Below are 23,280 nucleotides of genomic sequence, written 5' to 3' on the forward strand. Positions count from 1 at the left end.
AAATTTCTTTAAGACTTTCTACCTTTTATGGCTCTATTTTTAAATTTATTTTTAATTTATAAAACTAAAACAATTTATTCTGTGTGATAATATGATTCTAAAAGAAGGGGATGTAGTTTTTGAAGTTCCAGATAAATTAACAGTTACAAAAAAGGATGAGGTCTTTTACAATCCAAGAATGAAAACAGGTAGGGATATAAGTGTAGTGATAGTTCAGGCATTTCTAAATTTGTATCATAAAAAAGATAAGTTTTATGTGTGTGATGCTTTAGCAGGGAGTGGAATTAGAGGACTTAGATATGCAAAAGAGCTTAAGTTTGATGGAGAGTTAAAAGTTTTCCTAAATGATATAAATCCAAAAGCTTATGAGAAGATAATAAACAATGCCAAATTAAATGAGATTGAGAATATAGAAGTTTTTAATGAAGATGCCAATACATTTTTATCAAGGCACTTTAGATTTTTCAATGTTGTTGATTTAGACCCATTTGGTTCTCCAGCTCCATATATTGACCAAGCAATTAGAGCTTTGGTAACAAGAAATGGTTTGCTCTGTTTAACAGCAACAGACACTGCTGCTTTATGTGGAAGGGCTAAAAAATCATGCCTAAGGAAATATTTGGCTTATCCTTTATTTGGCAGGGATTGTCATGAATTTGCATTGAGAGTTTTAGTTGGCTATGCTATGAGGATGGCTACAAAATATGAGCTTGCCTTAAAGCCAGTATTTTGCCACGCAACCGACCATTATGTTAGAGTTTATTTAGTTACAGATAGAGGAGCTAAGAGGGCTGATAAGGTATTTGAAATGCTTGGATATGTTAAGGATGTTAATGGGGTTAAAATAATTAGAAAATTTGAAGAAGGTTATGAGAAAGGCTTTTCTGGGCCGCTGTATATTGGTAACTTATATGACAAAGCTCTTGTTGAAGAGGCTTTAAGGATAGCTGAAGAGAGAAAATGTAGTGAGAGAGTTTTAAAGATTTTAAATGCTATTAAAGGAGAATCTGCTATAAACCAAGTTGGATGCTATGACACTCACCAAATCGGAAAAATGTTAAAGATTTCAGTTCCACCAATGCAGGATATTATAAACAAGCTAAAAGAGATGGGGTTTGAAGCTACAGTAACCCATTACAATCCGAAAGGAATAAAAACCAATACTACATTAAAGAATGTTATTGAGGCAATGTATAAATGTGCCAATATCAGGTGAGTATAATGAATCTTAAAAAAATAACTGTAGCTTTAATGATTCCAATTCTATATTTAGGATTATGTGGTTGTTTTGAAATTGTCCCGAAATCATTTTATGATGACTTTTCTTCATACTCTGTAGGAGAAAAAGCTCCATTTGGAGAATGGAAGGTTAAGAAGGGGGGTTTTAAAATTGAAGCTGTAATGAGTGAAGATAAAAAATCAATAAACAATGTTGCAGTTCCAATAAACAATGGAATAATTTATATTGACAAAAATTACACCAATTTTAAACTTATTGTTGATATAAAACGGTTAGAAGAGGGGGATAACCCAAAAATATACTTTAGATTAATAAATAATGCACAAGCCGGATATTATATAGAAATAAAGGGGTATGATATGGGATATGCACTCTATAAATTTAACGGAACTAAGGTTGAAAAATTGGCTGAATCTTATAGTGCCGCTCCTGCTGGCACAGATTTTTATAGGTATGAAGTTATAGCAAAAGATAATAAAATAATCTTCCTTGCAGGAGGGCAGAAATATATTGAATACACTGACAATAACACACCAATACTTAAAGGTGGAATAGGAATTGGAGGGGGTAAAGCTTATTATGATAATGTTAGGGTAGAGCCAATACAATAAAAATAACTATGAAATAACTAAATTTATCAATAACCGAAAAGTATATATATCAGTTATTATTATCTAATTTTTGCTTTTGGTAGTTGTAGGGCGGTGGCTCAGCCTGGTTAGAGTGCTCGGCTGATAACCGAGTGGTCCGGGGTTCGAATCCCCGCCGCCCTACCATTTTTATTTTTGAATATTGTATTAATTAATTTAAATATTAAAAATTAAATAAAAAATAAAAATTTAATTTCTAAATTGACTCATAAACTTTGGAATGTATTTTATAGCCATATCCAAACTCATAACCTCATAGTTATCTTTTAGATAACTTTTTTCTCTCATAACTCTTCCTACCCAATCTGCAAATCTCTTATCTTGTATAACTACAACTCCATAATCATTTTCTGTTCTTATTAATCTTCCAATCATCTGAACTAATGTCCTTGCCATTCTATCAAATGATGTCATTAAAAAAGCTCTCCAATGGGCATCCCTAATTCCTCTACTTTTAAATTTCTCTTCTAATATTTTCTGCTCCCTTAATATTAAAGGTGTTGGAACTGGAAATGGAAGGGAATCAATAACAACTCCTACTAAAGCCTCTCCAGGAATATCTACTCCTTCAGCAAACCTTCCAGTTGCTAATAAAGTCCCACCAATTTTTTCAAATCTTTCTTTTAATTCCTTAGCCTCTTTCCCATCCATACCCTGCTCATACACATGGATATTTTTATTTTTAATATTTGTTTTTGCTATCTCTCTTTTTAGATATTTGTAAAAACTATCTAAATCTTCAAAGCTCTTAAATAAAACTAAAGAGTTTCCATTTATTGATTCCAATATTTTTAACAAATTTTTATTTGCCTTCTCTCTATCTCTTTTTTCATACTTCATATCAACGCCATCTTTTAAGGCTATAATTTTTTTCCTATTCTTTGGAAATGGACTCTCTAAAATTAAAAACTCTGGATTATCGACTCCCGTCTTTAAAGCATGCATCTTTAAATTTCCAATTGTTGCTGAGCAGTGAATAACTACAGCATTATCATAAAGCTCTTTTAGGTGAGAACTTACAAAAACTGGCTCGCATAATAAAGAATTTCCACTTCTATAAATTACATAGTTTTCATTAATATATCTTAAATTTTTGATATTTTCTATGAATTCAAGAAGATACATATCAGATAATTTCTTTTTATGGATAAAATCAAGCTCTATAGCAATTAACGCCCTATTATCAATTTCAAATCTAAGCTCTTCTTTATCAATTTCCTCATTTTCATTAAATCTTAATATTTTGTTCTTTATATTGTTTATTTGGTAATAGCCATCTAAAATAGCACCCAACACAGCGAGTTCTGTCTTATATTTCCAAGAACTTAAATTCTCTCCATCAAAAATAATTGTCTCTTTGCAAATATCTATATTGATACCTCTACTTGTTAAATACTTCTCAATAATTTCCCAAAAATTTTCATCTTCAATATTCAACCTCTTTTTTAAAATATTGGGAGCGTAATGTATAGCCATATATTTTAATCTATTAATTGATAGTTCGGGATTAATAGTTATTGTTGATGTATTTCTTATGCTGTTCTCCAATTTATGGGCTTCATCACAAATAATTATATCAATATCTCTTTTTTTCTCAATATCTTCCTTTGCATAGTAAAACATACTGTTGTTCATAACTATAATATCGGCTAAGATACTCTCAACTTTTGCCTTTTGGTATTCGCAAGTGCAGTATGGACAGTAATAAATAACGTTATCTCCCAAATTTACTGGATGTTTTTTTGTTCCACAATAACAAATTGGTCTTTTATTTGGTCTGTATAAGCATTTTTTATTTAATTGGCAATACAATCTATTAGCCTTCCCTCCTTTTGATTTGCAAATAAAGTTACTCTTCCCCATCAAAAATGCGACCTTTAAATTATGCCTTAAAGAGCTTAAATCCTCATAAATCCTAACCTGCTGGTCTATCGTTTCTGTTAGTATAGCAACCCGTTTCCCTCTTTCTGCAAAATATAGAGCTGGAATTAAATAACCTAAGGTTTTTCCAACACCTGTTGGTGCTTCAACTATCAAATTTTTTTTATTCTTTATGCACTCGTAAATTTTTAGCATCATCCTTTTCTGTGGCTCTCTAACTTTGGGATAAGGAAATTTCTCTTTAATATAGCTTTCAAATTCCATAAAAACCCCTGGCTTATATTTGTAAATTTTGAATAATAAAAAAATTAAAAATAAAATAGAAAAATTAAGTGGCTTGTATTATTATTTATTCTTCAAGGCTTTATGTGTATTTTCTACAGCTTTATTGTAATATTCAATCGCTTTCTTAATATCTCCCTGTCTTTCATATATTCTTGCTTTACTTAAAAGTGCTTTTACATAGTGTGGCTGTAGTTCAATAACTTTATCATAGCATTTTAATGCTTCATCTAATTTTCCTAATCTCTCATATAGTTCTCCTTTAAAATACCATAAAGCCACATCATCCTCTCTCATTTCCAAACCCATATTTATGTATCTCTCAGCATCCTTTAATTCTCCAACAATTAAAAATAAAGAAACAGCATGTCTTATAGCATCTATCCATCTAACATTTAGTTCATCTATTAATTTTTTGAAACATTCAACTGCTTCTTTAGGTTTTCCCATTCTTTTTAATAAAACACCCTTTAAATATAAAGCGTTTTTATCATATGGTTTTAATTCTAAAGCTCTATTTAAACATAGTAGTGCCTCTTCATATCTTCCTAACTTCCTTAGAATTTCAGCTTTTTTAACCCACATTGGAACAAAGTTTGGTGCATAAGCCAATATTTCATCATAAATTTTTAATAACTCTTCATATTCACCTAAAAATTCCAAACAAATAGTTTTTAATAAAAATGCAGAAGGAAATCTATTTTCGATACCCAATGCTTTGTTATAACATTTTAATGCATCTTCGCAGTTGCCTGACATTCCATATAGCTGTCCAAGAAACATCCAAGATATTGGATTTTTTGATTCATTACATATCAGATTTTCAAAAGATTCAATAGCTTCCTTCATTTCTCCTTTAGCAGTTAATATTAATCCTCTCAAAAATAAAGCTAAGCAAAAATCAGGTTCTAATTCTAAAGCTTTATCAACATAATATAAAGCTTTTAATAAATTCCCTTCAAACAATTCCCTATAAGCTTTTAAAACATTAGCTGTAGCTTCTAAAGCATCAACTCTTGGGGTTCTTCTTCTATTCATAAAAGGTCACCAATAAAAATATAAATTTCTCTTTATCTATCAAGTGCTTTATTATAGTATTCTACAGATTCTTCTATCCTTCCTAATTTTTCTAAAACTCTTGCTTTAGCAAGTAAAGCTTTTGTATGGTGAGGCATAAGTTGAATTGCTTTGTCATAATATTTTAGAGCTTCTTCAAGCTTATTCTGCTTTTCATACAATCTACCTTTGAAATACCACAAACTCGCATCATCAGGTCTTAATTTTAGCCCCATTTCAATATACTTCTCAGCCTGATTTAGTTTATTAAATAGGAATGATAGATAGATTCCTTCCTTAATCACCTCAATCCAAGTTACATTTAATTCATCAATAAGCTTTTTATAATATTTTAGTGCTTCATCATATTTACCCATTTTCTTTAAAATTAATGCTTTTAAATATATAGCATTTTTATCATTTTCTTTTAGCTCTAATACTTTATTTATGCAAACTAAAGCTTCTTCATATCTTCCTAACTTACGTAGCATGTTTGCTTTAATTACATACGCAGGAATAAAGTTTGGTGCATATGAAATTAATCTATTACTGCACTTTAATAATTCTTCATATTTACCAGAAAGTCCCAAACATAAACTTTTAAGGAAAAATGCTGTAGCAAATTTCTCTTCAATGCCTAATGATTTTTCATAACATTCTAATGCTTTGTCAAAATTTCCTAACAGTTCATAACATTGGCCAAGAAGAGCATGAGCTATAGGGTCTTTAGAATCTTTTGTAATCTCTTCAAGATATTTTGTAGATTTTTGTATATCACCTAAAATTGCTAAAGAAATTGCTTTTAAAAATTTTGCAAATTTTAAATTAGGGTTTAGTTCTAACGCTTTATTAAGATAATATACTGATTCTAAAAAATTTCCTTTATCCCTGTATTCATACGACTTAATTAGATAAGTTAGTGATAATAATATATCGGATATTTCTATATTTTCCTTTGCTTTTTTGTTTTTCGTTTCCATATGATTTCACCAAATAAGATTGATTAAAGTAAAATTTTTGATACTTAATTATAATTATCCTCGATTATAGTTATTTCAGAGCATATATTAAAATTATGTTATGTATTGGTATTTTAGTAGTGCCATATGTTAAGAATATAAATATAAAACTTTATAGTTGATTTAGGAACAATTTTTTATCAACTTCTCCCTCTCCTTTAAATACGTTTTTGAATTTAGTTAGATAAGTCCCTATATCTAAGAGTTTATTAACCTCTTTATAGAAAGGAAGTTTTCTAAAATGCTCTCTCCTATTCAGCTCTAACAAATACCTTAAAATTTCTTCCTCATTCTCTTTGGTATTATATCTTAATAGACCACTTTTTATTTCATCAAATTTTTTGATGTTTAGAGTATTTATGTTGCTGCCAAAAATTTCTTTGCATCTTTCAAACATTTCATCAAATGTCTTACTACTAAAAATATACCTTCCAAATTCTTCTCTCTCTTCCCAATCAACTCTAAAATTCCCAAATATTTCTGTCTTACTGCTATGTTCCATTCCATTTTCTATAATCTCTTCAAAAATATCAAAATAGAGCTCTTTTATTAACTCAATAGTTTCATCAATAACTTTTTTGTCAACTTCTCCTTTTTTAATTCCTTTACAGTAATGTTTTATTATTAAGAGAGGAGTTCCGTCCCATTTTACCATACAACTGAAAGGGAAAATCATGCACATTAGTGGTTTAAATTCATATCCCTTTTCTAAATGAACTCTGCATAGATTGTTATCTAATAAAATACAACCTTTCTCATTAATTTTTAATCTATACTTAAACTCCCCTTCACATGTTTCTATGGCATATTCATAATCTTTAAGTTTTAATTTATCAAAATAATTCAAATATATTCGCCAACCCTCACATGAGCAACAGTAAGCACAATTTATGCATTCATAAGTTATCCCGTTAAATGTTATTTCCCATTCCATAGGCATCACTAAATAATTTTATATATTATGTGAATTTAATAAAATTTGATTATAAAAATCGTGGTGATGTTATTGATAGAGCTTACCTATGCCTTTATATTTGTTATTATCGCAGTTCTTATTGCATATAGAGAAAAATTAGGCATTGAGAAAAAAATACTCTATGTGTCAATCTTAGCACTAATTCAACTGTTTATTTTGGGGTTTGTTTTACTCTATATCTTTTCATTTGGGATGATTGGGGCATTTTTAATGATTTCTGTAATGATTATTTTAGCATCTTATTTAATAATGAGAGAAATTAACTTAGAAAATAAAACAAAACTCTTTATTAGCTTATTTATTACATTTTTAACTACCACTATAGTTTCATTGGCAATATTGGTAATTCCAAAAGTTATCAAATTTGAGCCAATTTATGTAATTCCATTAATGGGAATGGTTATTGGGAACACAATGAACACTGTCCATTTAGCACTGGATAAAATAATAGATTTAGTTAAGTCAGAGAGAGATATCTTGTGGGGATATTTAGCTTTAGGAGCTACTGAAATAGAAGCTTTAAGACCATTTATAAAAAATGCAGTAAAATCTGCAGTAATTCCTCAAATGAATAGAACAAAGTCAGTTGGTGTTATCTTTATCCCAGGGGCAATGGTTGGTATGCTGTTGAGTGGGGCAAATCCTTTATATGCAGCGGAAATCCAAATTATCATTATGTGGATGATTTTAAGCTCTGCAGTAATTTCTGGGGTTTTGATATGCTACTTAATGTATAAAGAAATTATTAGAGTTTAAAAAAGGTTTAAAATTTTATCCTCTTAATTGTTTCATTTTCTCTATTCTCTTCTTAATTAGCTCTTTTTTACCTATATCACTTCTATGATAGACTTCTCCTTTAATGTATTTAACTGCCTCTTCAGCAATCTTTTCAGCTTCTTCTATTGTATCAGCAACTCCAACTACAGCAACTGCTCTTGAACCAGTCATGTATAGGGTTCCATTATCTTCATTAACTGATGCGTAGTGTAAGATAGCTCCAGTTTTCTTAATTGCTTCTTCATCAACTGTAATTGGTTCTCCTTTAACAGGATTGTCAGGATATCCTTTTGGAACTACATACTTACAAACAGTAGCTTTGTTTTCAAACTCAACATCAACATCTTTAAGTTTTTTATTTACTATTGCCTCACAAACATCAACAAAGTCATTCTTTAATATAGCCAATAAGTTCATTGCCTCAGGGTCTCCAAATCTTGCATTGTATTCAATAATTTTAGGTCCTTCTTTTGTTAGCATGAACTGCCCATATAAAATTCCTTTATACCCTCCAACCTCTTCTTTTAATGCTTTAACTGTCTCTTCCATAATTTCTTTTGCTAACTTTACATCCTCTTCTGTCATAAATGGTAATTCATGATTTGGACATGAGTAAGAACCCATTCCTCCTGTTATGCTTCCCATATCTCCCTCTAATGCATGTGGGTGGTCTTGAACAAATGGTGTAAATTTGATGGTGTCCCCATCAACAAATCCGTGTAATGTGAATTCAACTCCCTCTAATTTTTCTTCAATTAAGACCTTTCCTCCTCCCAACCCTGTCTCAAAAATCTCTTTAGCATATTTCTTTGCCTCTTCATTATCTTTTAACTGCTCTCCAACTACTTTAACTCCTTTACCTCCAGTCAATCCAACCGGTTTAACAACTGCCTTTATACCTTTCTCAGTTAATTCATCAATAAAGCTCTCTAACTCTTCTCCATACTCTTCAAATGCTTTATACATTAAAGAACCTTTTATATTGTATTTTTTGAATAAATTTCTCATGAATTCTTTGTTTGTTTCTATTTGAGCAGCTGCCTTTTTAGGCCCAACTGATAGAATGCCCATTTCTTCTAATAAATCAACAACTCCTTCTCCTAAAGGAGCTTCTGGACCTATAACAGCTAAATCTGGTTTAATTTTTTCAGCAAATTCTTTAACAGCATCTAAATCTGTTTCTTTTGCTAATTTTATCTCTTCAGATAATCTTGCAATTCCTGGGTTTCTATTTTTCATTAATGTGTAGAGTTTAACATCTCCATTCTTTTTTAAAGCATGTGCTATTGCACTCTCCCTTGCTCCTCCTCCAATCAATAAGATTTTCATAACCTCACCTTTTTATTTTTTAAAATTAAGATAAATAATAAAAAATAAAAAAGTGATTTAAATCTTTTACTCTAAAACTATCTCTCTATACTCTTTCTTTTCAGTATCTAAGATACCTATTGTTGGCATATTTGTGAGATAACCACAACATTCTCCTGGGTTTATAACTAAAACATCATCAACCTCTTCAAAAACCCTCTCATGAGTATGACCATAAATAACAACATCATACAAACCAGATTTAATAGCCATCTCTAAAACAGATTGATGATGTCCATGGGTTATAAAAAATCTTAGTCCATCAATTTCAATTGATATGAAGTCATCAATTATATTTTCTTCGTTTATATTCTTTAGCCATTCTCTCAATTTGCATCTCTCTCCATCGTTATTTCCATAGGTAGCTATGATATTTGCGTTTAAGTTTTCAAATTCCTTTATAACAAATAAACTAACAAAATCCCCACAGTGTATAACTGTCTCAACTTCTTCTTCATTAAAAATCTCTATAGCTTTTCTTATATTTGGCAGATGGTCGTGAGTGTCGCTCATTATTCCAATTTTCATTATCTCCCCCCAAAGATATTTTATACAATCTTACATTTATTTATTAAATCCTTCTATAATAATTTTTTGATGAAAGAAAAATTATTTTTTCTTAAAATGTTCAATTACCTCAGCTATCAAATCAACCACATACTTTACGTTATCGCTCTTTATTATTACACTGTCTGATGTTGCAACAACTTCTTTATTTTTAAGCTCGTAATCACAATTTTTAACACAAAAAACCTCCCCCTCTATACCTAAAGCTTTCATCTTCTCTCTGATGTTTTTAGCTAATATTCCACTTTTTGACACTTGGGCGTCTAAATAAATAACAGCTTTGATATTATAATGCTTAAGAATCTCCAATAAAAGAGATATGGCTTTTTCAGTGTATTCATTTATCTTGTATTTGCCATATACATTTTCAAAATCTCTATAAATGTTATCATCACACAAAATAACTTCATTACCTTTAATTAACGCCTCTAAGCCGATAAGAACATTAAATCCATCAATATATATTGTTTTTCCTTTAAAATCTTTTAATTTTTTAAGCTTTCTTTTGGTTAATTCAATTTCTTTATCGTTGTGAGTAGTTCTAATAATTCTAATCCTATCTTCTTTACTCAACTTATAATGATTGGCTACAAAATTTAAAGCAACATCCTTTTTATATCCCCTATTTATCAAATACTTAAAATCTTCTTTAGCCTTTTCTATACTCATAATTTCCCCTTATTGGGCAAACTTCTTCACACTCTCTACAAAATATACAGCTATCTATATCTACTTTAACAATTAGAGAGTTTATATACTCATCTGGTGATAAAATTGCCTGTAAAGGGCATTTTTCAATACATTTTAAGCAGAGTTTGCATTTTTCTGGATTAATTTCTTTATTTATTATATCAATTGCCTCACATTCACATAAACCACAGCTATTACACCTATCTTTTAAAATAACTGGTGTTTTTGGCTTAGGAATTTCTCTTTTTAGTATTGGTATTGGGCAAACTAACACACAGACCCCACATTTTGTGCATTTATCGGCATCTATAGTAAACCTATCTTTTATTATTGCATTGTTTGGGCAAATCTCTACGCAAGTTCCACAGACAGAGCATATTGTTTCTCTAAAATCAAATATCTTTATTGCATTTGTAGGGCAGACATCTACACAAAGACCACAACCTATGCACTCAGTTAATTGTATTGGCTTAGTTTTTGAAGGTTTTGAAAACTTATTCCTATTTGTTAAAAAAATGCTTCTTATTAGAGTTTTTATTAATCCCGCCCCTTTAAAAATTTTATAAAACTCTTCTTCCATAAACCTCACTTACTTAAAATATTTTAAAAATATTCAAATTTATCGATTAATTGTTCTAAAATAAAAATTGGCGCCCTGGCCGGGATTTGAACCCGAGTCACGGGAGTGACAGTCCCGTATGATAGGCCGGGCTACACCACCAGGGCATAGTAATGCCAAGGACAACCTTAAGATTAATAATAAAATAATAAAAAGTGGCCGGCGGCGTCGCCCCTTTCCCGCCAGACGGCAGTACTCGGGGCATCGCTGGGGGGCTTAACTTCCGAGTTCGGGATGGGTTCGGGTGTGGCCCCCCCGCTATGACCGCCGTACCAAAGGAAATAGCGGGCCCGAAGGGATTTGAACCCTCGACCACCTGGTTAAAAGCCAGGCGCTCTGCCAGACTGAGCTACGGGCCCTCTTCAGCCCTTAGCTCGTTCGCGTTTCAAACATATTGCGTTTCTCATATATATACTTTTCGGTCGAACCCTCAAAGAGGGAGATGGTCCGGCGGGCCGGATTTGAACCAGCGACATGCGGATCTACAGTCCGCCGTTCTACCAGGCTGAACTACCGCCGGACACGAAGTGGTGGGCCTGCCCAGATTTGAACTGGGGTCTCAGGATCCCAAATCCCAAAGGATAGACCAGGCTACCCCACAGGCCCACTAAAGAAGAAATGGAGCCCCGGGGGGGATTTGAACCCCCGACCACCTGATTACAAGTCAGGCGCTCTACCAGGCTGAGCCACCGAGGCTCGTTTGCAGTATTAGTAAATTACTGATGTAGTATATAAACTTTTCGGTTATCGAATCATTTATTTATTTGGATGCTTCTGGTATATTTATAATATATAGTAGATGAATATTCCAACCACTCCACCAACAATAGTGGCTATTAAATTAACATGCTCGTTATTTAAAATTCCTTTCCTTTCAAATAAGGCTCCAACTAAACTATCTGCCAAATTTCCAGAGATACCTCCAATAGTTCCGCATAGAATAATTTTAGTATCACCAAAAAATAGATACCCAAATAACCCTATTAAAAACGCTCCTAAAACACCAGCTAATGTACCAAATATTGTTATTGCCCCATCAGTTCCTTTTTCAACAACTTCAAAGGTAGTTATTAATCTCGGCTTTTCATTAGATAAAACTCCAAGCTCTGAAGAAAAAGTGTCTGATGTGGCAGCGGCTATTGATGATATATAACCTATCAAAGCCCAGTTAAATCCAAATATTGTTAGAACTGCAAATAATATAGGAATTAATCCATTTGCTAAAACATTTCTTAAACTCCTACAGGTTTCATCTATCTTTTTAGCTTTCTTTTTTTCTAAACCAATCCTACTCACTAAAACTCCTAATATAAAAAAAGATAAAAGTAATATCAAATATTCAAATCCACAGAAATAAAGTAATATAAAACCCATAATTGATGAACCAACAATGCCAGTATTGTCTAAACATTTGCTCTTTTTAATCAACAATGCCAATACACATATAACTAAGATAGATACGAATAATCTTATCAGAGGTTCCATTGTCTCAACTTTCCCTACTGTATATTAGTTAATTAGAGCCCTGGCCGGGATTTGAACCCGGGTTTGGGGATCCGAAGTCCCCCGTGCTGTCCCCTACACCACCAGGGCTCGATGAGTCATTTACATAACATCTCAAGTTTTTCCTGTTTTCTTTTAATGTTAAACCTGATTTTATCTTTAAAATCTATTAAACTTTTTTTCTTAATTCTAATTGTCCATGAATCTTTATAGTTTTCACGTTTTTCATGATATATACTGAATTCAATTTTTAATTTATCAAGAAATTTACAACATAAATCTATTAAATCCTTATTAGTATTTGTCATCCGTATGCTACTGCTCACACTTCCTTCACTATCAAAAACTCCTCTTAAAAATAAACCCATAAGTTTTTCACTGTTAAACATCTTTTCATAATCCTTATATTTTTCTAACTTACGATACCATTCGCAAAATGGTGCAGAGAATACATAAACCTCGTATGCTTCCTTACGACCAGGTTTTTTGATAATACAACGTTTTATATTATCAAAACCAATAATCTTTAAATGTCTCTCAAATTCATCTGCAAAATCTTTATCTGTAACGTATAATTTAATACGATTTTTAGATATGCATCCATCTCCTTCAATAACACCCAATATATAAGCCAAACTTTCAGAAGGATTTAGATTAACTTTTTTAAATCTCTCTAATGCTCTTTGTTTAGACCTGTATCCTGAATTTAATAGTTTAACATCTTTTTTCTTTAACCAATATCTAACGGTTTCATCATTAACATTATATTCTTTTGCTATTCTAACTATTGACCATCCATTTTTATATAGTTTAACCCATTTTTCAGCTGTTTCATCAGTAACCTTACCCTTTCTCATGTTAATGCCGCTTTTTATCAGCCATTTTCTTACGGTTTCATATCCAATATTATACATTGTAGCAATTTGTCTTACGGTTAAACCATCTTTATATAATTTAATCCATTTTATAATCATTTCATTAGTGACTTTGCGACATTGTTTATTTTTTATTTCAATGCCATGTTTTTTTAGATACCTTCTTACAGTTTTTCTATCGATATTGAAATAATTGGCTATTTTGTATATTGACCATCCTTTGTTGTATAATTCAACTATTTTATTTGCTATTTCGTCAGTTACTTTTCTTTTCATATAATCTTCCTCAAAATATTTTCACATACAAACTTCAATTCTAAGCTACGGGGGCATATATGGTTGTTTATAGCAGTCTCTCTAAAATAACAATAAAAATCTAAAATCTAACTAAAACTAATTTAAAATAATTCTTTGCTCATAAAATAAACAAAAAATAAAAAATTAGAAATTTAGCAATTTACTGTTTTAAAGCTAATTTTATGTCTTCAACTTTTACTGTTTTTCTCTTTGCGTGCTTAGCTAACTCAACTGCTTCTTTTGCAATTTCTAATGCGATTTCTTCAACTGCTTCTGCTAAGTATTCTGCAGCTGCTCTGCTAACTCTCTCTGCTCCAGCTTTTTTCAAGATTCTTTCAAATGGTGCAACTGGAAGCTCAGCCATAATACCACCTCAGAAGTTTTACAAGGATTTTTTATTAAAAATAGGGTATTTAAAATTTTCGGTTTAGTTTGATGCTTATGATAGCTTAGCTGATAGAATAAAACTTTATATGGAAAATAGAAATTTTTATAAAATTAATGAATGCCTCATCTTTATGCAAGCTTAACTTTTTCCTTTATCTTTTTGATATCTTCTGGTTTAGCGATGGTTTTTGGATATTTTGGAAGATATGGACATTTTATTTCTTTTTCAGTAGATATCTCATAAGTTCCAATTTCTTTGGCTATCTCTATAATATCATTCTTATCCAAACCAATTAAAGGCCTTAAAATTGGATATTTTATATCCTCACTTATAACTCTCAAGTTCTTTAATGTTTGAGATGCTACCTGTCCTAAATTATCTCCAGTAACAATAGCATCACAATCTAAATATTTTGCATACTTCTCAGCCATTTTTAGCATTTTTCTCTTACAGAATATGCATGTATAGTTCTCTCTTTTAATGCTCTTGAGTTTTTCTACGATATCTTTCATATCTTTTGAGTAATCATAGACAACAAATTCTAATTCGGTATCGTAATCGCTTAAAATCTCTACTATTCTTCTTACTTTATTTAATGCCTCTTCACTCATCTTTAAATGTAACAAAACAGCTCTACAGCCCCTTCTAATCATCATAAAAGCTGCTACAGGGCTATCTATTCCGTCAGAGAGTAGGCAGAGAACTTTTCCCTGGCTACCAGCTGGCAATCCACCAATGCCTTCATATTTTTCTGTGAAGATATAAGCCCTATCGTTTAAAATTTCTATCCCCAAAACTATATCTGGGTTTTCTAAATCAACCTCTAATCCAAGTTTTTCAACTATAGCTTCTCCAACTTTTTTATTTACTTCAACTGATGTAAATGGGAATTTTTTATAACTTCTTTTTGTTTTAACTGCAAAAGTTACTTTTTCTTTATTTAGTGTTTTTAATTTTTTCTTCATAACTTGGATTGCAAAACTTACAATTTCGTTGATATCTAATGGGCACTCATAAACTGGGCTATATGAAACAATACCAGCAACTTTTTTTAATAATTTTATAGCTAAATCTTCTTTATCTTTTGTATTCACTTTAACCAACAATCTTCTATGTAAAATCTTAACATCACAGTCAATCTCGTATTTTCTAAACAATTTTATAATATTTTTTCTTAAGATTTCCTCTAAATTTCTTCTAATTGGGTCTGATTTTAAACCAATTTCTCCGTATCTAACTAATATTTCCATGTTAATCACCATTAAGCTTTTTCATCTTTTGAATATGCAATAATTCCATTAATTATAGCAACAGCTATTGGTGTTCCCCCTTTAGGCCCTATAGTTGATATATTTGGAATATTTAACTCTCTAAGTGCTTCTTTTGACTCTGATGCCTGAACAAACCCCACCGGAACACCAACAACTAATTTTGGTTTTATATTTTCTTCTTTAACTAATCTTATAACCTCAAACAATGCGGTTGGGGAGTTTCCAATAACTACAATTCCATCATCTATCAAATCCTTAGCCAATCTCATTGAAGCAACAGCCCTTGTTATTCCTTCTTTTTTAGCAATTTCATAAACATCTGGATGATTTATAAAACAATAAACCTCATCATATCTAATTCCTGCTTTAATCATATTTACATCAACAATTATTGGCTTTTTATCTTTTATAGCTTTAATTCCTTCTTCTATTGGGTTATTTTTAAACATCAAAAGTTTGGCATATTCAGGGTCTGCTGTAGCATGAACTACTCTTTCAATAATCCCCATCTCTTTTTCATTGAATTCATTTATTTTGTCTCCTAAAACTTCTTTTATTTTATTTCTAACAATTTCTCTTGATTTATTTGCTATATTTAGGCCATCTTTTGATATTGCTCCCATAAAATCCATAAAAATCACCAAATTAAAATAGAAAAGTTAAAAATAGAAAAAATAAAAATAATTTTGGTAATTTTTTAGTAATTCTTATTCCTCAAAGTTTTTATAACTTCATCAACTATTTGTGGTGCTAAACCAATATATGTCTTTGGATTCATCAATTCTTCTAACTCTTCTTTTGTTAAATACTTTATAACTTCCTCATTTTCTAATAAAACATCTTTTAAATGTCTCTTTTCTTCATAGGCTTTCATTGCACACTGCCTAACAACTTCATGGGCTGTTTGCCTGCCCATACCTCTTTTAGCTAATTCAATCATTATTCTCTCAGCCATTATAAGTCCTTTTGTTAATTCTAAGTTTCTCTCAACATTTTCAATATTAACTCTTAATTTTTTAACCCCTTTAATTGCTAAGGTTAAGATATGGTCTGTTAAAACGCAAACCTCCGCAAATATACATCTTTCAGCAGATGAGTTTGTTAAATCTCTCTCTTCCCATAATGGGATGTTGTCCATCTCAGCTATGCATAGAGACTTTATAACTCTTGAAAGCCCACAAATTTGCTCAAAAGTTATTGGATTTCTCTTGTGAGGCATTGTTGATGAACCTGTCTGCTTAGTTGGGTCAAACTCTTCTTCTAACTCTCCAATTTCAGTTCTCTGCATACTTCTAACAGTAACACCAATTTTATTTAATGTTTGAGCAATTAAAGCCATTAAAGCAATGAATTCAGCATGTCTATCTCTCTGAATAACTTGATTTGAAATTAAAACTGGCTCTAATCCTAAAATCTCAGCAACTCTTTTATGCACCTCCAATCCTTTCTCTCCCATAGCAGCCATTGTTCCAACAGCTCCAGTAATCATAGAGACGCAGATTCTTTTCTTAGCTTCTTTTAATCTCTCTAAGTGTCTATCAATTTCAGCTGCCCATAGAGCAAATCTCATCCCATAGGTTGTTGGAATTGCATGCTGTCCATGAGTTCTACCAACACAAACAGTGTATTTGTGCTCTTCTGCTTTATCTAATAAAATATCTCTTAACTGCTTTAATTTTTCTTCTATAATTTCAATTGATTCTTTTAACAGTAGAGAGTTGGCAGTATCAACAATATCGTTTGATGTAGCTCCAAAGTGTATGTATTCTCCAGCATTTCCTTCACAAACTTCAGCTAAAGCTCTAATCATTGCAACAACATCATGTCTTGTTTGTTTTTCAATTTCTTTAACTCTCTCTAATTTTACATATTTTGTTGATGCTTTTCTGTTAATTTCTTCAGCGGCTTCTTTTGGGATTAAGCCGAGTTCTGCTTGAGCTTTAGCTAATGCCGCTTCAACTTTCAACATTTTTTCTAATTTATTTTCCTCTTCCCAAACTCTTCTCATCTCAGGAGTTCCATATCTATAATCAATTGGATGCACAGCCATTTTTTCACCACAAGGGTTTTATTATTTGATTAAGTTTCAGTTTTACTTTTATGATTTTTATAGTTTGGCGGTAAAAATATGGTATTGTTCACAATGAAATTTAAGATTAGAGTATTTATTTATATTAAAATTAAAAAGCATATTTGAAGCTTTATAATATAAAGCTTCAGAACTTCCTTATTCATTCCAAAATATTTTGCAAAATATAATTTGCTAAGTGCTTACTTAATATTCATAACCATTCCAAAACCCATACTATTCTTTTCCCCAAACCCACACTCATAACCAAATTTTATTAGCTCATAATCCCCCCAAACCTTAAACACCATTTCAGAACACCTACAATAAATATCCTTTATTCTCATCCTCTTAGGCTTATATTTTAAAATTTCAAATTCAAAGTTCATATCACATTTTTCATTATAAAATGCCTCATATTTCTTTTTTAGGTTATTTTTTAAGTTTTCATAAAATTTTGAATTGTTTGGAAGTAAATCATAAGTTTTTAATCCATCTTCTGTCTCAATCATTGTCTTTAAGTAATTTGCAGAATGAATTTTATTATATATGGCTGATGCTAAATAGTACTGGTGGTTGTAAGGAATTGCTGTAAAATAATCAGCTCTAATTCTAACTAGGAATACCATAACCACACTGTCAGTAAATAAATCTCCATACTCTCCCTCATAAATATTTACAGAAATACCTTTGTTATCCCTCACATACTTGTTATTTTTTTGTGTTGTGATTAATAGATTCAATTTATATAGATTCAATTTATGGAGTAATTCTTCGAAAATTGTACTAATTTTCGATTTTTGAACCAAAAACAATTTATTAACAGATTAATACAAATAATAGCACTTTCAAAAGTTCCAGGAAAAGTTGTTAAAGTTGCACTTGAAAATGAAGATGGCTATGTTGTGTATGGCGTAGAAATCTCAACATCTAACGGAATAAAAGATGTTAAAGTAGATGCTGAAAATGGGAAAATATTTAAGATTGACGGAGATTATAACGAAAAAGACAACAATGATAAGGAAGTAGATGATGATAAAGCAGATAACGATAAAGAAACAAATGATGATAATATACAATAATTAGCAAATAGAAAATTTAAAATTCACTTTTTTATTAATGGATTATTCGATTTTTGTACCAAAAGACTTATTTGAACCAAGTTATATCAACAATTTTTGATTTTTATTTTTTTAATTAGTTAGATGAGGTGTTTATAATGGTTGCAGATGTTGATGAGATAATAAGATTTTTATCAAGCATTCTTGCACTTTTAATATTTACTATATCTATAATTGCGTATCATAGAGAACGTAGGAAAAAGCTTTTTTTAGTATCGTTAGCATTCTTTTTTTATGCATTGAAAGGATTTTTAAAGATTTCAGATATTTTTATTCCACAAAAAGGAGATTTTATTGAAATTTTTGCTAATTTACTTGATTTTATAATATTAGCATTATTTTTTATGGCGATAATTATGGATAAGTAGGGAAAGTATGGAGTTAGAGCTTGAGTTGAGAAGAAAGATTTATAACTCAATAAAAAAACATCCAGGAATTCACTTTAGAGAATTGGAAAGAAGAGTAAACATTGCTACTGGTAATTTACAATATCATCTTCAATATTTAGAAAAGAAAAACTTGATAAAATCTGAAAATGATGGTGGTTATGTAAGATATTTCCCAAAAGATTGTCAATTAGATGAAAATGGAAAAAAGATAATGTCATTCTTGAGAAGAAAGACATCAAGGCATATTATTTTATACCTATTAAGCAAAGAATCTGCTAATAACAAAGATATTGCAAAAGACTTAAACCTATCACCATCAACAGTATCTTAGCACTTAAATAATTTAATTAATGCAGGGATTGTTGAGAAAGAAAAAATAGGAAGAGAAAGTTTATTTAAAATTAAAAACCCTGAAAAGATTGTTGATATTTTAATAACATATAAAGAAAGCTTCCTTGATAAGATTATTGATAGGTTTATAGATACATGGGAACCGATAGTATTAAAATAATATATTTACCAATATAAAATTGGGTGATTACCGTGGATTTATATGCAATAGCTGAACAGATTGTAATAAATTATGGTTATCTTGGAGTATTTATAATATCATTTACAGAAGCGTTTATACAACCCATTCCTCCAGATGTTTTTATAATAGGAGCATCTTTTTTTGGTTTAAACCCAATAATTTCTGCAATAGTTGCTACAATAGGCTCAACCTTGGGAGGTTTATTTGGATATTTTTTAGGAGATAAGTTAGGACATTCAGTTTTTGTAAAACTTTTTGGAGGGAAGAATTTACATAAGGGGGAAGAGTTTTTTAACAAGTATGGTGTTTTTGGAGTAATTATAGCAGGTATTTCTCCATTACCATATAAAGTTATTGCATGGCTTTCAGGAATTTTTGAAATGCATAAATTATTATTTACAATTGGGACAATAATTGGAAGGTTGCCGAGATTTTTGGCTGTAGCCTATTTTGGAGATATTTTAGGAAATGTAAATAAATTGAATGAGTTTAATATTTGGCTCTTTTGTCTAATAAACTCTCACTACAATTCTATACTTGATATAATTATGCCAATAATCTCTAAAACCGTATATCCTTTAATTGCTATCACAATTCTAATAATCTTAATAAAAAATAGAAAATTTGGAATAAAGCTAATTTCTATTTTGTTTTTAGCTGTTATAATTTTATTTTCATTAAAATATTTGATAAATGAGCCAAGACCTTATTTGGTTTTGGAAAATGTCCATTTGTTATGCTATGAAGGAAATGAGCCAAGTTTTCCAAGTGGTCATACAACCTTAGCATTTACGTTAGCAACATCCCTCTTATATTATTCAAGAAAAATAGGATTGTTATTTTTAATTTGGGCAATTTTTGTAGCTTATAGCAGAGTTTATGTTGGAGTTCATTATCCTTTTGATGTTCTTGCTGGAATCATTATTGGAATAGTTTGCGGATACTTAATAAAAATTGATATATTGAAATTAATAAATAAATATAGAAAATACATTAAAAGTTATATCATTAAAAGAAAAATAAAAAAAGAGAAATAATTTATTCTTCTTTAAAGTATTCGTCATAAACTCCAGCATCAACTTCTTTTTGAACTTCTTTAGGATCTTTTCCTTCAACTGTTACTCCCATTGAACCACAGGTTCCTAAAACTTCTTTTACAGCATTTTTTAATGTATAGGAGAGCATTGAATCCATTTTCATTTTAGCTATTTTAACAACTTGCTCCATTGTCAAGTTTCCAACAACTTCATGTCTTGGTTCGTGAGCGGCTGTTTCAATTCCCAACTCTTTTTTAATTAAAGCAGTTGTTGGTGGAATACCAACTTCAATTTCAAACTTTCTTGTTTCAGTATCAACTATAACTTTAACTGGGACTTGCATTCCTTCATAGTCCTTTGTTTTTTCGTTAATTTCCTTAACAACCTGCATGACGTTAACTCCTAAAGGCCCAATTGCAGGTCCTAATGGTGGCCCTGCTGTTGCTCTACCTCCAGTAACTAATACCTCAACAACTTCCTTAGCCATAATATTCACCTCAATATATGGAAGTGTTTCATTAAGAGAATTAATGTGTAGATAAAATTAATGCATTAAGTATATAAAGTTATGCCTTCATATAAAATTTAATCTTTATGCTTTGAAACTATTTTAACACCTTCAACAGATAAGGTTATTGGTATAGGAACGGCAGCATTCTCAAGTTCCAATGTAACTTCCTCTTTATTCTTATCAACTCTAATAACCTTTGCCCTCTCTCCTTTAAACGGCCCAGCAATGATTTCAACGACATCTCCTTTCTCAATATTTTCAATAATTTTCTTTGGAGTTAATAATGGCTCTATTTCTTCAATAGCAACTGTTCCTGGAACTATTCCTCTAACTCTTGGCATTCCTTTTATTAATTCCTCAACATCTCCTTTTGTCTCTGCCTCAACTAAAACATATCCTTTTAAAGACTCTGAAGCTAATATTGAATAAACATCTAACTGCTCTTTTTCAGCCCTACTTGCCATCAATCCAGCTATATTCTTTTCCTGACCAACCATAGTTCTAACTGCAAAAATCATAATCCCACCTAATAAATTTTAAAAAATAAAATAAAAAATAAGTTAAAAATTCTGTATAAAAAAGTTTCTAAATTTATTGTTTGATTAACTTATACTCTTGGAGTTGTAGGAGGTTTTAATAGACCTTTAATGTATGTTGCTGGGACGTGAATTATATAGCCAATAATCCCTAATAAAGATATCCCTAAAGCTGTAACTTTAGCAACAGATAAAAATTCATCTTTTGTGGGCTTTTTCAAAACTAACCAAACTCTTCTACATTCTTCAATAAATTCTTTAATTTGTTCTATTTTTTGATTAAAATTTGCTTCCATTGTATCCCCTTAGATTTTTGGAATATTTAGTAAATCAGTTTTTTTCCTTTTAAGTCCAGTTTCTCCAAATTCAACTCTTGACTGAACTCCAGTAACAACCAATAAAACTCTTACAGTATTTTCTAAGTTCTCATCTATTGTAGCTCCCCATATTATTGTAGCATTTGGGTCTAATCTTGAAGATACTGTAGCAACAACATCTTTAGCTTCATCCAATGTTAAATCTTCAGGACCCATTATATGTATTAGAGCCCCAGTAGCTCCATCTATGTCAACATCTAATAGTGGAGAGTTTAATGCCATGTTAATAGCTTCTTTAGCCCTTTTCTCGCTATCGCTTTCACCAATACCAATCATTGCTAAGCCTCCATTGCTCATTACAGCTTTGACATCAGCAAAATCGACATTAATTAATCCATCTTTAGTAATTAATTCAACTAACCCCTTTACAGCGTTAATTAAAACTTCATCAGCTACTTTAAATGCTAATTTTAATGGCATGTTAGGAACTATATCAAATAATTTTTCATTTGGAATAACAACCAATGTGTCAGTATGTTGCTTTAATCTTTCCAAACCTTCCATTGCATTCTTCATTCTAACTTTTCCTTCCATAGCAAATGGTAGGGTAACTACAGCAACAGTTAAAGCTCCTATCTTCTTAGAGATCTCAGCTACAACAGGAGCTGAACCAGTCCCTGTTCCTCCACCCAACCCGCAGGTGATAAATACCATATCTGAATCTTGAATTGCTGCTTTAATCTCTTCAGCACTTTCTTTCGCTGCCTCTTCACCAATTTTTGGATTACCTCCAGCTCCAAGACCTCTTGTTAATTTTTTACCAATTAAAATCTTTTTATCAGCTTTTGTTCTAATTAATTGCTGGGCATCTGTATTAAGAGCAACTGTTTTAGCTCCTTCTATACCTTCTAACATTAATCTTGTGATAGTGTTATTTCCAGCTCCACCACAACCGACTACAGTAATCTTTGCTTTAGTTTGTTGCAAATATTCCAATAACTCCTTATCTTCTGGAGATAATTCTAATTCATTAAACTCCTCTAATTTACTTCCTTCCTCTAAAACATTTTTTAGAAATTTCACGTTATGACCTCCATAAAATTATTTATTTTAAATAATTTAATAAATATAATAGATTTTACCGATATTATGACCTAAATAATTATATATGAATATTTTATATAGTATTTCCCTACGTGGATGTTCATCAGGTATCGTTGATGTTGCATATTATTATTATTCAATTTTAAAATTAGGTATAAAAATCTATTGGTTATGACTTTTCATAATAAAATAATTTAGGTTGAAAT

26 protein-coding genes, 7 tRNA genes and 1 rRNA gene are annotated in these 23,280 nt (G+C 30.7%); 8 read left to right on the forward strand and 26 right to left on the reverse strand.

Features of this window, described 5'->3' with window-relative positions; genetic code table 11:
- Window positions 1–91 precede the first annotated feature (91 nt).
- The 3 genes from JH146_RS06545 to JH146_RS06555 all read left to right on the forward strand — a co-directional run bounded on the left by JH146_RS06545 (window position 92) and on the right by JH146_RS06555 (window position 2,016).
- Window positions 92–1,216 (forward strand): tRNA (guanine(10)-N(2))-dimethyltransferase, encoded by a 1,125-nt coding sequence (locus tag JH146_RS06545; RefSeq protein ID WP_048202232.1) that lies wholly within the window; start codon window positions 92–94, stop codon window positions 1,214–1,216.
- A 5-nt stretch (window positions 1,217–1,221) separates the two neighbouring features.
- Window positions 1,222–1,851, forward strand: coding sequence for a family 16 glycoside hydrolase (locus JH146_RS06550; RefSeq protein WP_048202233.1), 630 nt, complete (start codon window positions 1,222–1,224; stop codon window positions 1,849–1,851).
- Between the two features lie 87 nt (window positions 1,852–1,938).
- A tRNA-Ile gene (locus tag JH146_RS06555) sits at window positions 1,939–2,016 on the forward strand.
- A gap of 63 nt (window positions 2,017–2,079) precedes the next feature.
- Here the strand turns inward: JH146_RS06555 and JH146_RS06560 are convergent.
- From JH146_RS06560 to JH146_RS06575, 4 genes are all read right to left on the reverse strand, one after another.
- Window positions 2,080–4,035 (reverse strand): ATP-dependent DNA helicase, encoded by a 1,956-nt coding sequence (locus tag JH146_RS06560; protein ID WP_048202234.1) that lies wholly within the window; start codon window positions 4,033–4,035, stop codon window positions 2,080–2,082.
- 81 nt (window positions 4,036–4,116) lie between these two features.
- A complete protein-coding gene (locus tag JH146_RS06565) occupies window positions 4,117–5,091 on the reverse strand; it encodes a tetratricopeptide repeat protein (RefSeq protein ID WP_048202235.1) in 975 nt (324 codons plus the stop codon).
- A 32-nt stretch (window positions 5,092–5,123) separates the two neighbouring features.
- A complete protein-coding gene (locus JH146_RS06570; protein ID WP_048202236.1) occupies window positions 5,124–6,089 on the reverse strand; it encodes a tetratricopeptide repeat protein in 966 nt (321 codons plus the stop codon).
- 151 nt (window positions 6,090–6,240) lie between these two features.
- Complete coding sequence (locus JH146_RS06575) at window positions 6,241–7,062, reverse strand: YkgJ family cysteine cluster protein (protein ID WP_173400832.1); 822 nt, start codon at window positions 7,060–7,062, stop codon at window positions 6,241–6,243.
- 66 nt (window positions 7,063–7,128) lie between these two features.
- Between JH146_RS06575 and JH146_RS06580 the strand changes: the two genes are divergently transcribed.
- Window positions 7,129–7,860 carry an ABC transporter permease gene (locus JH146_RS06580; RefSeq protein WP_048202237.1) on the forward strand — a complete coding sequence of 244 codons (732 nt, stop codon included), beginning with the start codon at window positions 7,129–7,131 and terminating at the stop codon, window positions 7,858–7,860.
- A gap of 15 nt (window positions 7,861–7,875) precedes the next feature.
- Here the strand turns inward: JH146_RS06580 and purD are convergent, their stop codons facing one another.
- The 18 genes from purD to cas6 all read right to left on the reverse strand — a co-directional run bounded on the left by purD (window position 7,876) and on the right by cas6 (window position 18,156).
- The gene (gene purD, locus JH146_RS06585) at window positions 7,876–9,210 is read right to left on the reverse strand and encodes a phosphoribosylamine--glycine ligase (RefSeq protein WP_048202238.1); all 1,335 of its coding nucleotides are present in this window, start codon (window positions 9,208–9,210) and stop codon (window positions 7,876–7,878) included.
- A gap of 66 nt (window positions 9,211–9,276) precedes the next feature.
- Window positions 9,277–9,777 (reverse strand): MJ0936 family phosphodiesterase, encoded by a 501-nt coding sequence (locus JH146_RS06590; protein WP_048202239.1) that lies wholly within the window; start codon window positions 9,775–9,777, stop codon window positions 9,277–9,279.
- A gap of 81 nt (window positions 9,778–9,858) precedes the next feature.
- Window positions 9,859–10,485, reverse strand: coding sequence for a DUF434 domain-containing protein (locus JH146_RS06595; RefSeq protein WP_048202240.1), 627 nt, complete (start codon window positions 10,483–10,485; stop codon window positions 9,859–9,861).
- Entirely contained in the window at window positions 10,466–11,086 is a 621-nt protein-coding gene (locus tag JH146_RS06600; protein WP_048202241.1) for a 4Fe-4S binding protein, read from the reverse strand. The genes JH146_RS06595 and JH146_RS06600 overlap by 20 nt, the downstream gene beginning before the upstream one ends.
- A gap of 68 nt (window positions 11,087–11,154) precedes the next feature.
- Window positions 11,155–11,232 (reverse strand) — tRNA-Asp (locus JH146_RS06605).
- A 50-nt stretch (window positions 11,233–11,282) separates the two neighbouring features.
- A 5S ribosomal RNA gene (rrf, locus tag JH146_RS06610) occupies window positions 11,283–11,397 on the reverse strand.
- A 13-nt stretch (window positions 11,398–11,410) separates the two neighbouring features.
- A tRNA-Lys gene (locus JH146_RS06615) sits at window positions 11,411–11,484 on the reverse strand.
- Window positions 11,485–11,568: 84 nt separating this feature from the next.
- A tRNA-Tyr gene (locus JH146_RS06620) sits at window positions 11,569–11,645 on the reverse strand.
- Window positions 11,646–11,653: 8 nt separating this feature from the next.
- Window positions 11,654–11,731: transfer RNA gene (locus tag JH146_RS06625), tRNA-Pro, on the reverse strand.
- 13 nt (window positions 11,732–11,744) lie between these two features.
- Window positions 11,745–11,821, reverse strand: a tRNA-Thr gene (locus JH146_RS06630).
- Between the two features lie 87 nt (window positions 11,822–11,908).
- Entirely contained in the window at window positions 11,909–12,610 is a 702-nt protein-coding gene (locus tag JH146_RS06635; RefSeq protein ID WP_173400833.1) for a TIGR00297 family protein, read from the reverse strand.
- A 36-nt stretch (window positions 12,611–12,646) separates the two neighbouring features.
- A tRNA-Arg gene (locus JH146_RS06640) sits at window positions 12,647–12,718 on the reverse strand.
- Between the two features lie 8 nt (window positions 12,719–12,726).
- Window positions 12,727–13,779, reverse strand: a complete 1,053-nt coding sequence (locus JH146_RS08495; protein ID WP_052352081.1) for an LAGLIDADG family homing endonuclease — start codon at window positions 13,777–13,779, stop codon at window positions 12,727–12,729.
- Window positions 13,780–13,960: 181 nt separating this feature from the next.
- Entirely contained in the window at window positions 13,961–14,164 is a 204-nt protein-coding gene (locus tag JH146_RS06650) for a histone family protein (RefSeq protein WP_010870446.1), read from the reverse strand.
- A 152-nt stretch (window positions 14,165–14,316) separates the two neighbouring features.
- Window positions 14,317–15,438: a tRNA uracil 4-sulfurtransferase ThiI gene (thiI, locus tag JH146_RS06655; RefSeq protein ID WP_048202242.1), complete on the reverse strand. Its 1,122-nt coding sequence runs from the start codon at window positions 15,436–15,438 to the stop codon at window positions 14,317–14,319.
- Between the two features lie 11 nt (window positions 15,439–15,449).
- Window positions 15,450–16,082, reverse strand: coding sequence for a cobalt-precorrin-8 methylmutase (locus tag JH146_RS06660; RefSeq protein ID WP_048202656.1), 633 nt, complete (start codon window positions 16,080–16,082; stop codon window positions 15,450–15,452).
- Between the two features lie 74 nt (window positions 16,083–16,156).
- A complete protein-coding gene (gene purB / locus JH146_RS06665) occupies window positions 16,157–17,509 on the reverse strand; it encodes an adenylosuccinate lyase (RefSeq protein WP_048202243.1) in 1,353 nt (450 codons plus the stop codon).
- A gap of 221 nt (window positions 17,510–17,730) precedes the next feature.
- On the reverse strand, window positions 17,731–18,156 hold the full coding sequence (gene cas6, locus JH146_RS06670) for a CRISPR-associated endoribonuclease Cas6 (RefSeq protein WP_048202244.1): 426 nt from the start codon (window positions 18,154–18,156) through the stop codon (window positions 17,731–17,733).
- 171 nt (window positions 18,157–18,327) lie between these two features.
- Here cas6 and JH146_RS06675 point away from each other — a divergent pair, with 171 nt between their 5' ends.
- From JH146_RS06675 to JH146_RS06690, 4 genes are all read left to right on the forward strand, one after another.
- Complete coding sequence (locus tag JH146_RS06675) at window positions 18,328–18,609, forward strand: PepSY domain-containing protein (protein ID WP_048202245.1); 282 nt, start codon at window positions 18,328–18,330, stop codon at window positions 18,607–18,609.
- A gap of 137 nt (window positions 18,610–18,746) precedes the next feature.
- Entirely contained in the window at window positions 18,747–19,016 is a 270-nt protein-coding gene (locus tag JH146_RS06680; RefSeq protein WP_048202246.1) for a hypothetical protein, read from the forward strand.
- A gap of 7 nt (window positions 19,017–19,023) precedes the next feature.
- The gene (locus tag JH146_RS06685; RefSeq protein WP_202962335.1) at window positions 19,024–19,368 is read left to right on the forward strand and encodes a winged helix-turn-helix transcriptional regulator; all 345 of its coding nucleotides are present in this window, start codon (window positions 19,024–19,026) and stop codon (window positions 19,366–19,368) included.
- A gap of 212 nt (window positions 19,369–19,580) precedes the next feature.
- Entirely contained in the window at window positions 19,581–20,606 is a 1,026-nt protein-coding gene (locus JH146_RS06690; protein WP_048202247.1) for a phosphatase PAP2 family protein, read from the forward strand.
- 1 nt (window position 20,607) lies between these two features.
- Here JH146_RS06690 and JH146_RS06695 read toward each other — a convergent pair whose 3' ends face one another.
- The 4 genes from JH146_RS06695 to ftsZ form a co-directional block, all read right to left on the reverse strand.
- The gene (locus tag JH146_RS06695; RefSeq protein ID WP_048202248.1) at window positions 20,608–21,093 is read right to left on the reverse strand and encodes a 50S ribosomal protein L11; all 486 of its coding nucleotides are present in this window, start codon (window positions 21,091–21,093) and stop codon (window positions 20,608–20,610) included.
- Window positions 21,094–21,191: 98 nt separating this feature from the next.
- Window positions 21,192–21,635: a transcription elongation factor Spt5 gene (locus tag JH146_RS06700; RefSeq protein ID WP_048202249.1), complete on the reverse strand. Its 444-nt coding sequence runs from the start codon at window positions 21,633–21,635 to the stop codon at window positions 21,192–21,194.
- Between the two features lie 89 nt (window positions 21,636–21,724).
- On the reverse strand, window positions 21,725–21,949 hold the full coding sequence (locus tag JH146_RS06705) for a protein translocase SEC61 complex subunit gamma (protein ID WP_048202250.1): 225 nt from the start codon (window positions 21,947–21,949) through the stop codon (window positions 21,725–21,727).
- Between the two features lie 9 nt (window positions 21,950–21,958).
- Window positions 21,959–23,053: a cell division protein FtsZ gene (ftsZ, locus tag JH146_RS06710; protein ID WP_048202251.1), complete on the reverse strand. Its 1,095-nt coding sequence runs from the start codon at window positions 23,051–23,053 to the stop codon at window positions 21,959–21,961.
- Between the last annotated feature and the right edge of the window lie 227 nt (window positions 23,054–23,280).

The sequence above is a fragment of the Methanocaldococcus bathoardescens genome (assembly GCF_000739065.1).
Lineage (GTDB): Archaea > AGJL01 > Methanococci > Methanococcales > Methanocaldococcaceae > Methanocaldococcus > Methanocaldococcus bathoardescens.

Coding starts and splice junctions, on each gene's coding strand:
- JH146_RS06545 (WP_048202232.1), top strand. CDS start 92: ATGATTCTAAAAGAAGGGGATGTAGTTTTTGAAGTTCCAGATAAATTA.
- JH146_RS06550 (WP_048202233.1), top strand. CDS start 1,222: ATGAATCTTAAAAAAATAACTGTAGCTTTAATGATTCCAATTCTATAT.
- JH146_RS06560 (WP_048202234.1), bottom strand. CDS start 4,035: ATGGAATTTGAAAGCTATATTAAAGAGAAATTTCCTTATCCCAAAGTT.
- JH146_RS06565 (WP_048202235.1), bottom strand. CDS start 5,091: ATGAATAGAAGAAGAACCCCAAGAGTTGATGCTTTAGAAGCTACAGCT.
- JH146_RS06570 (WP_048202236.1), bottom strand. CDS start 6,089: ATGGAAACGAAAAACAAAAAAGCAAAGGAAAATATAGAAATATCCGAT.
- JH146_RS06575 (WP_173400832.1), bottom strand. CDS start 7,062: ATGGAATGGGAAATAACATTTAACGGGATAACTTATGAATGCATAAAT.
- JH146_RS06580 (WP_048202237.1), top strand. CDS start 7,129: ATGTTATTGATAGAGCTTACCTATGCCTTTATATTTGTTATTATCGCA.
- purD (WP_048202238.1), bottom strand. CDS start 9,210: ATGAAAATCTTATTGATTGGAGGAGGAGCAAGGGAGAGTGCAATAGCA.
- JH146_RS06590 (WP_048202239.1), bottom strand. CDS start 9,777: ATGAAAATTGGAATAATGAGCGACACTCACGACCATCTGCCAAATATA.
- JH146_RS06595 (WP_048202240.1), bottom strand. CDS start 10,485: ATGAGTATAGAAAAGGCTAAAGAAGATTTTAAGTATTTGATAAATAGG.
- JH146_RS06600 (WP_048202241.1), bottom strand. CDS start 11,086: ATGGAAGAAGAGTTTTATAAAATTTTTAAAGGGGCGGGATTAATAAAA.
- JH146_RS06635 (WP_173400833.1), bottom strand. CDS start 12,610: ATGGAACCTCTGATAAGATTATTCGTATCTATCTTAGTTATATGTGTA.
- JH146_RS08495 (WP_052352081.1), bottom strand. CDS start 13,779: ATGAAAAGAAAAGTAACTGACGAAATAGCAAATAAAATAGTTGAATTA.
- JH146_RS06650 (WP_010870446.1), bottom strand. CDS start 14,164: ATGGCTGAGCTTCCAGTTGCACCATTTGAAAGAATCTTGAAAAAAGCT.
- thiI (WP_048202242.1), bottom strand. CDS start 15,438: ATGGAAATATTAGTTAGATACGGAGAAATTGGTTTAAAATCAGACCCA.
- JH146_RS06660 (WP_048202656.1), bottom strand. CDS start 16,082: ATGGGAGCAATATCAAAAGATGGCCTAAATATAGCAAATAAATCAAGA.
- purB (WP_048202243.1), bottom strand. CDS start 17,509: ATGGCTGTGCATCCAATTGATTATAGATATGGAACTCCTGAGATGAGA.
- cas6 (WP_048202244.1), bottom strand. CDS start 18,156: ATGGTATTCCTAGTTAGAATTAGAGCTGATTATTTTACAGCAATTCCT.
- JH146_RS06680 (WP_048202246.1), top strand. CDS start 18,747: ATGGTTGCAGATGTTGATGAGATAATAAGATTTTTATCAAGCATTCTT.
- JH146_RS06685 (WP_202962335.1), top strand. CDS start 19,024: ATGGAGTTAGAGCTTGAGTTGAGAAGAAAGATTTATAACTCAATAAAA.
- JH146_RS06695 (WP_048202248.1), bottom strand. CDS start 21,093: ATGGCTAAGGAAGTTGTTGAGGTATTAGTTACTGGAGGTAGAGCAACA.
- JH146_RS06700 (WP_048202249.1), bottom strand. CDS start 21,635: ATGATTTTTGCAGTTAGAACTATGGTTGGTCAGGAAAAGAATATAGCT.
- JH146_RS06705 (WP_048202250.1), bottom strand. CDS start 21,949: ATGGAAGCAAATTTTAATCAAAAAATAGAACAAATTAAAGAATTTATT.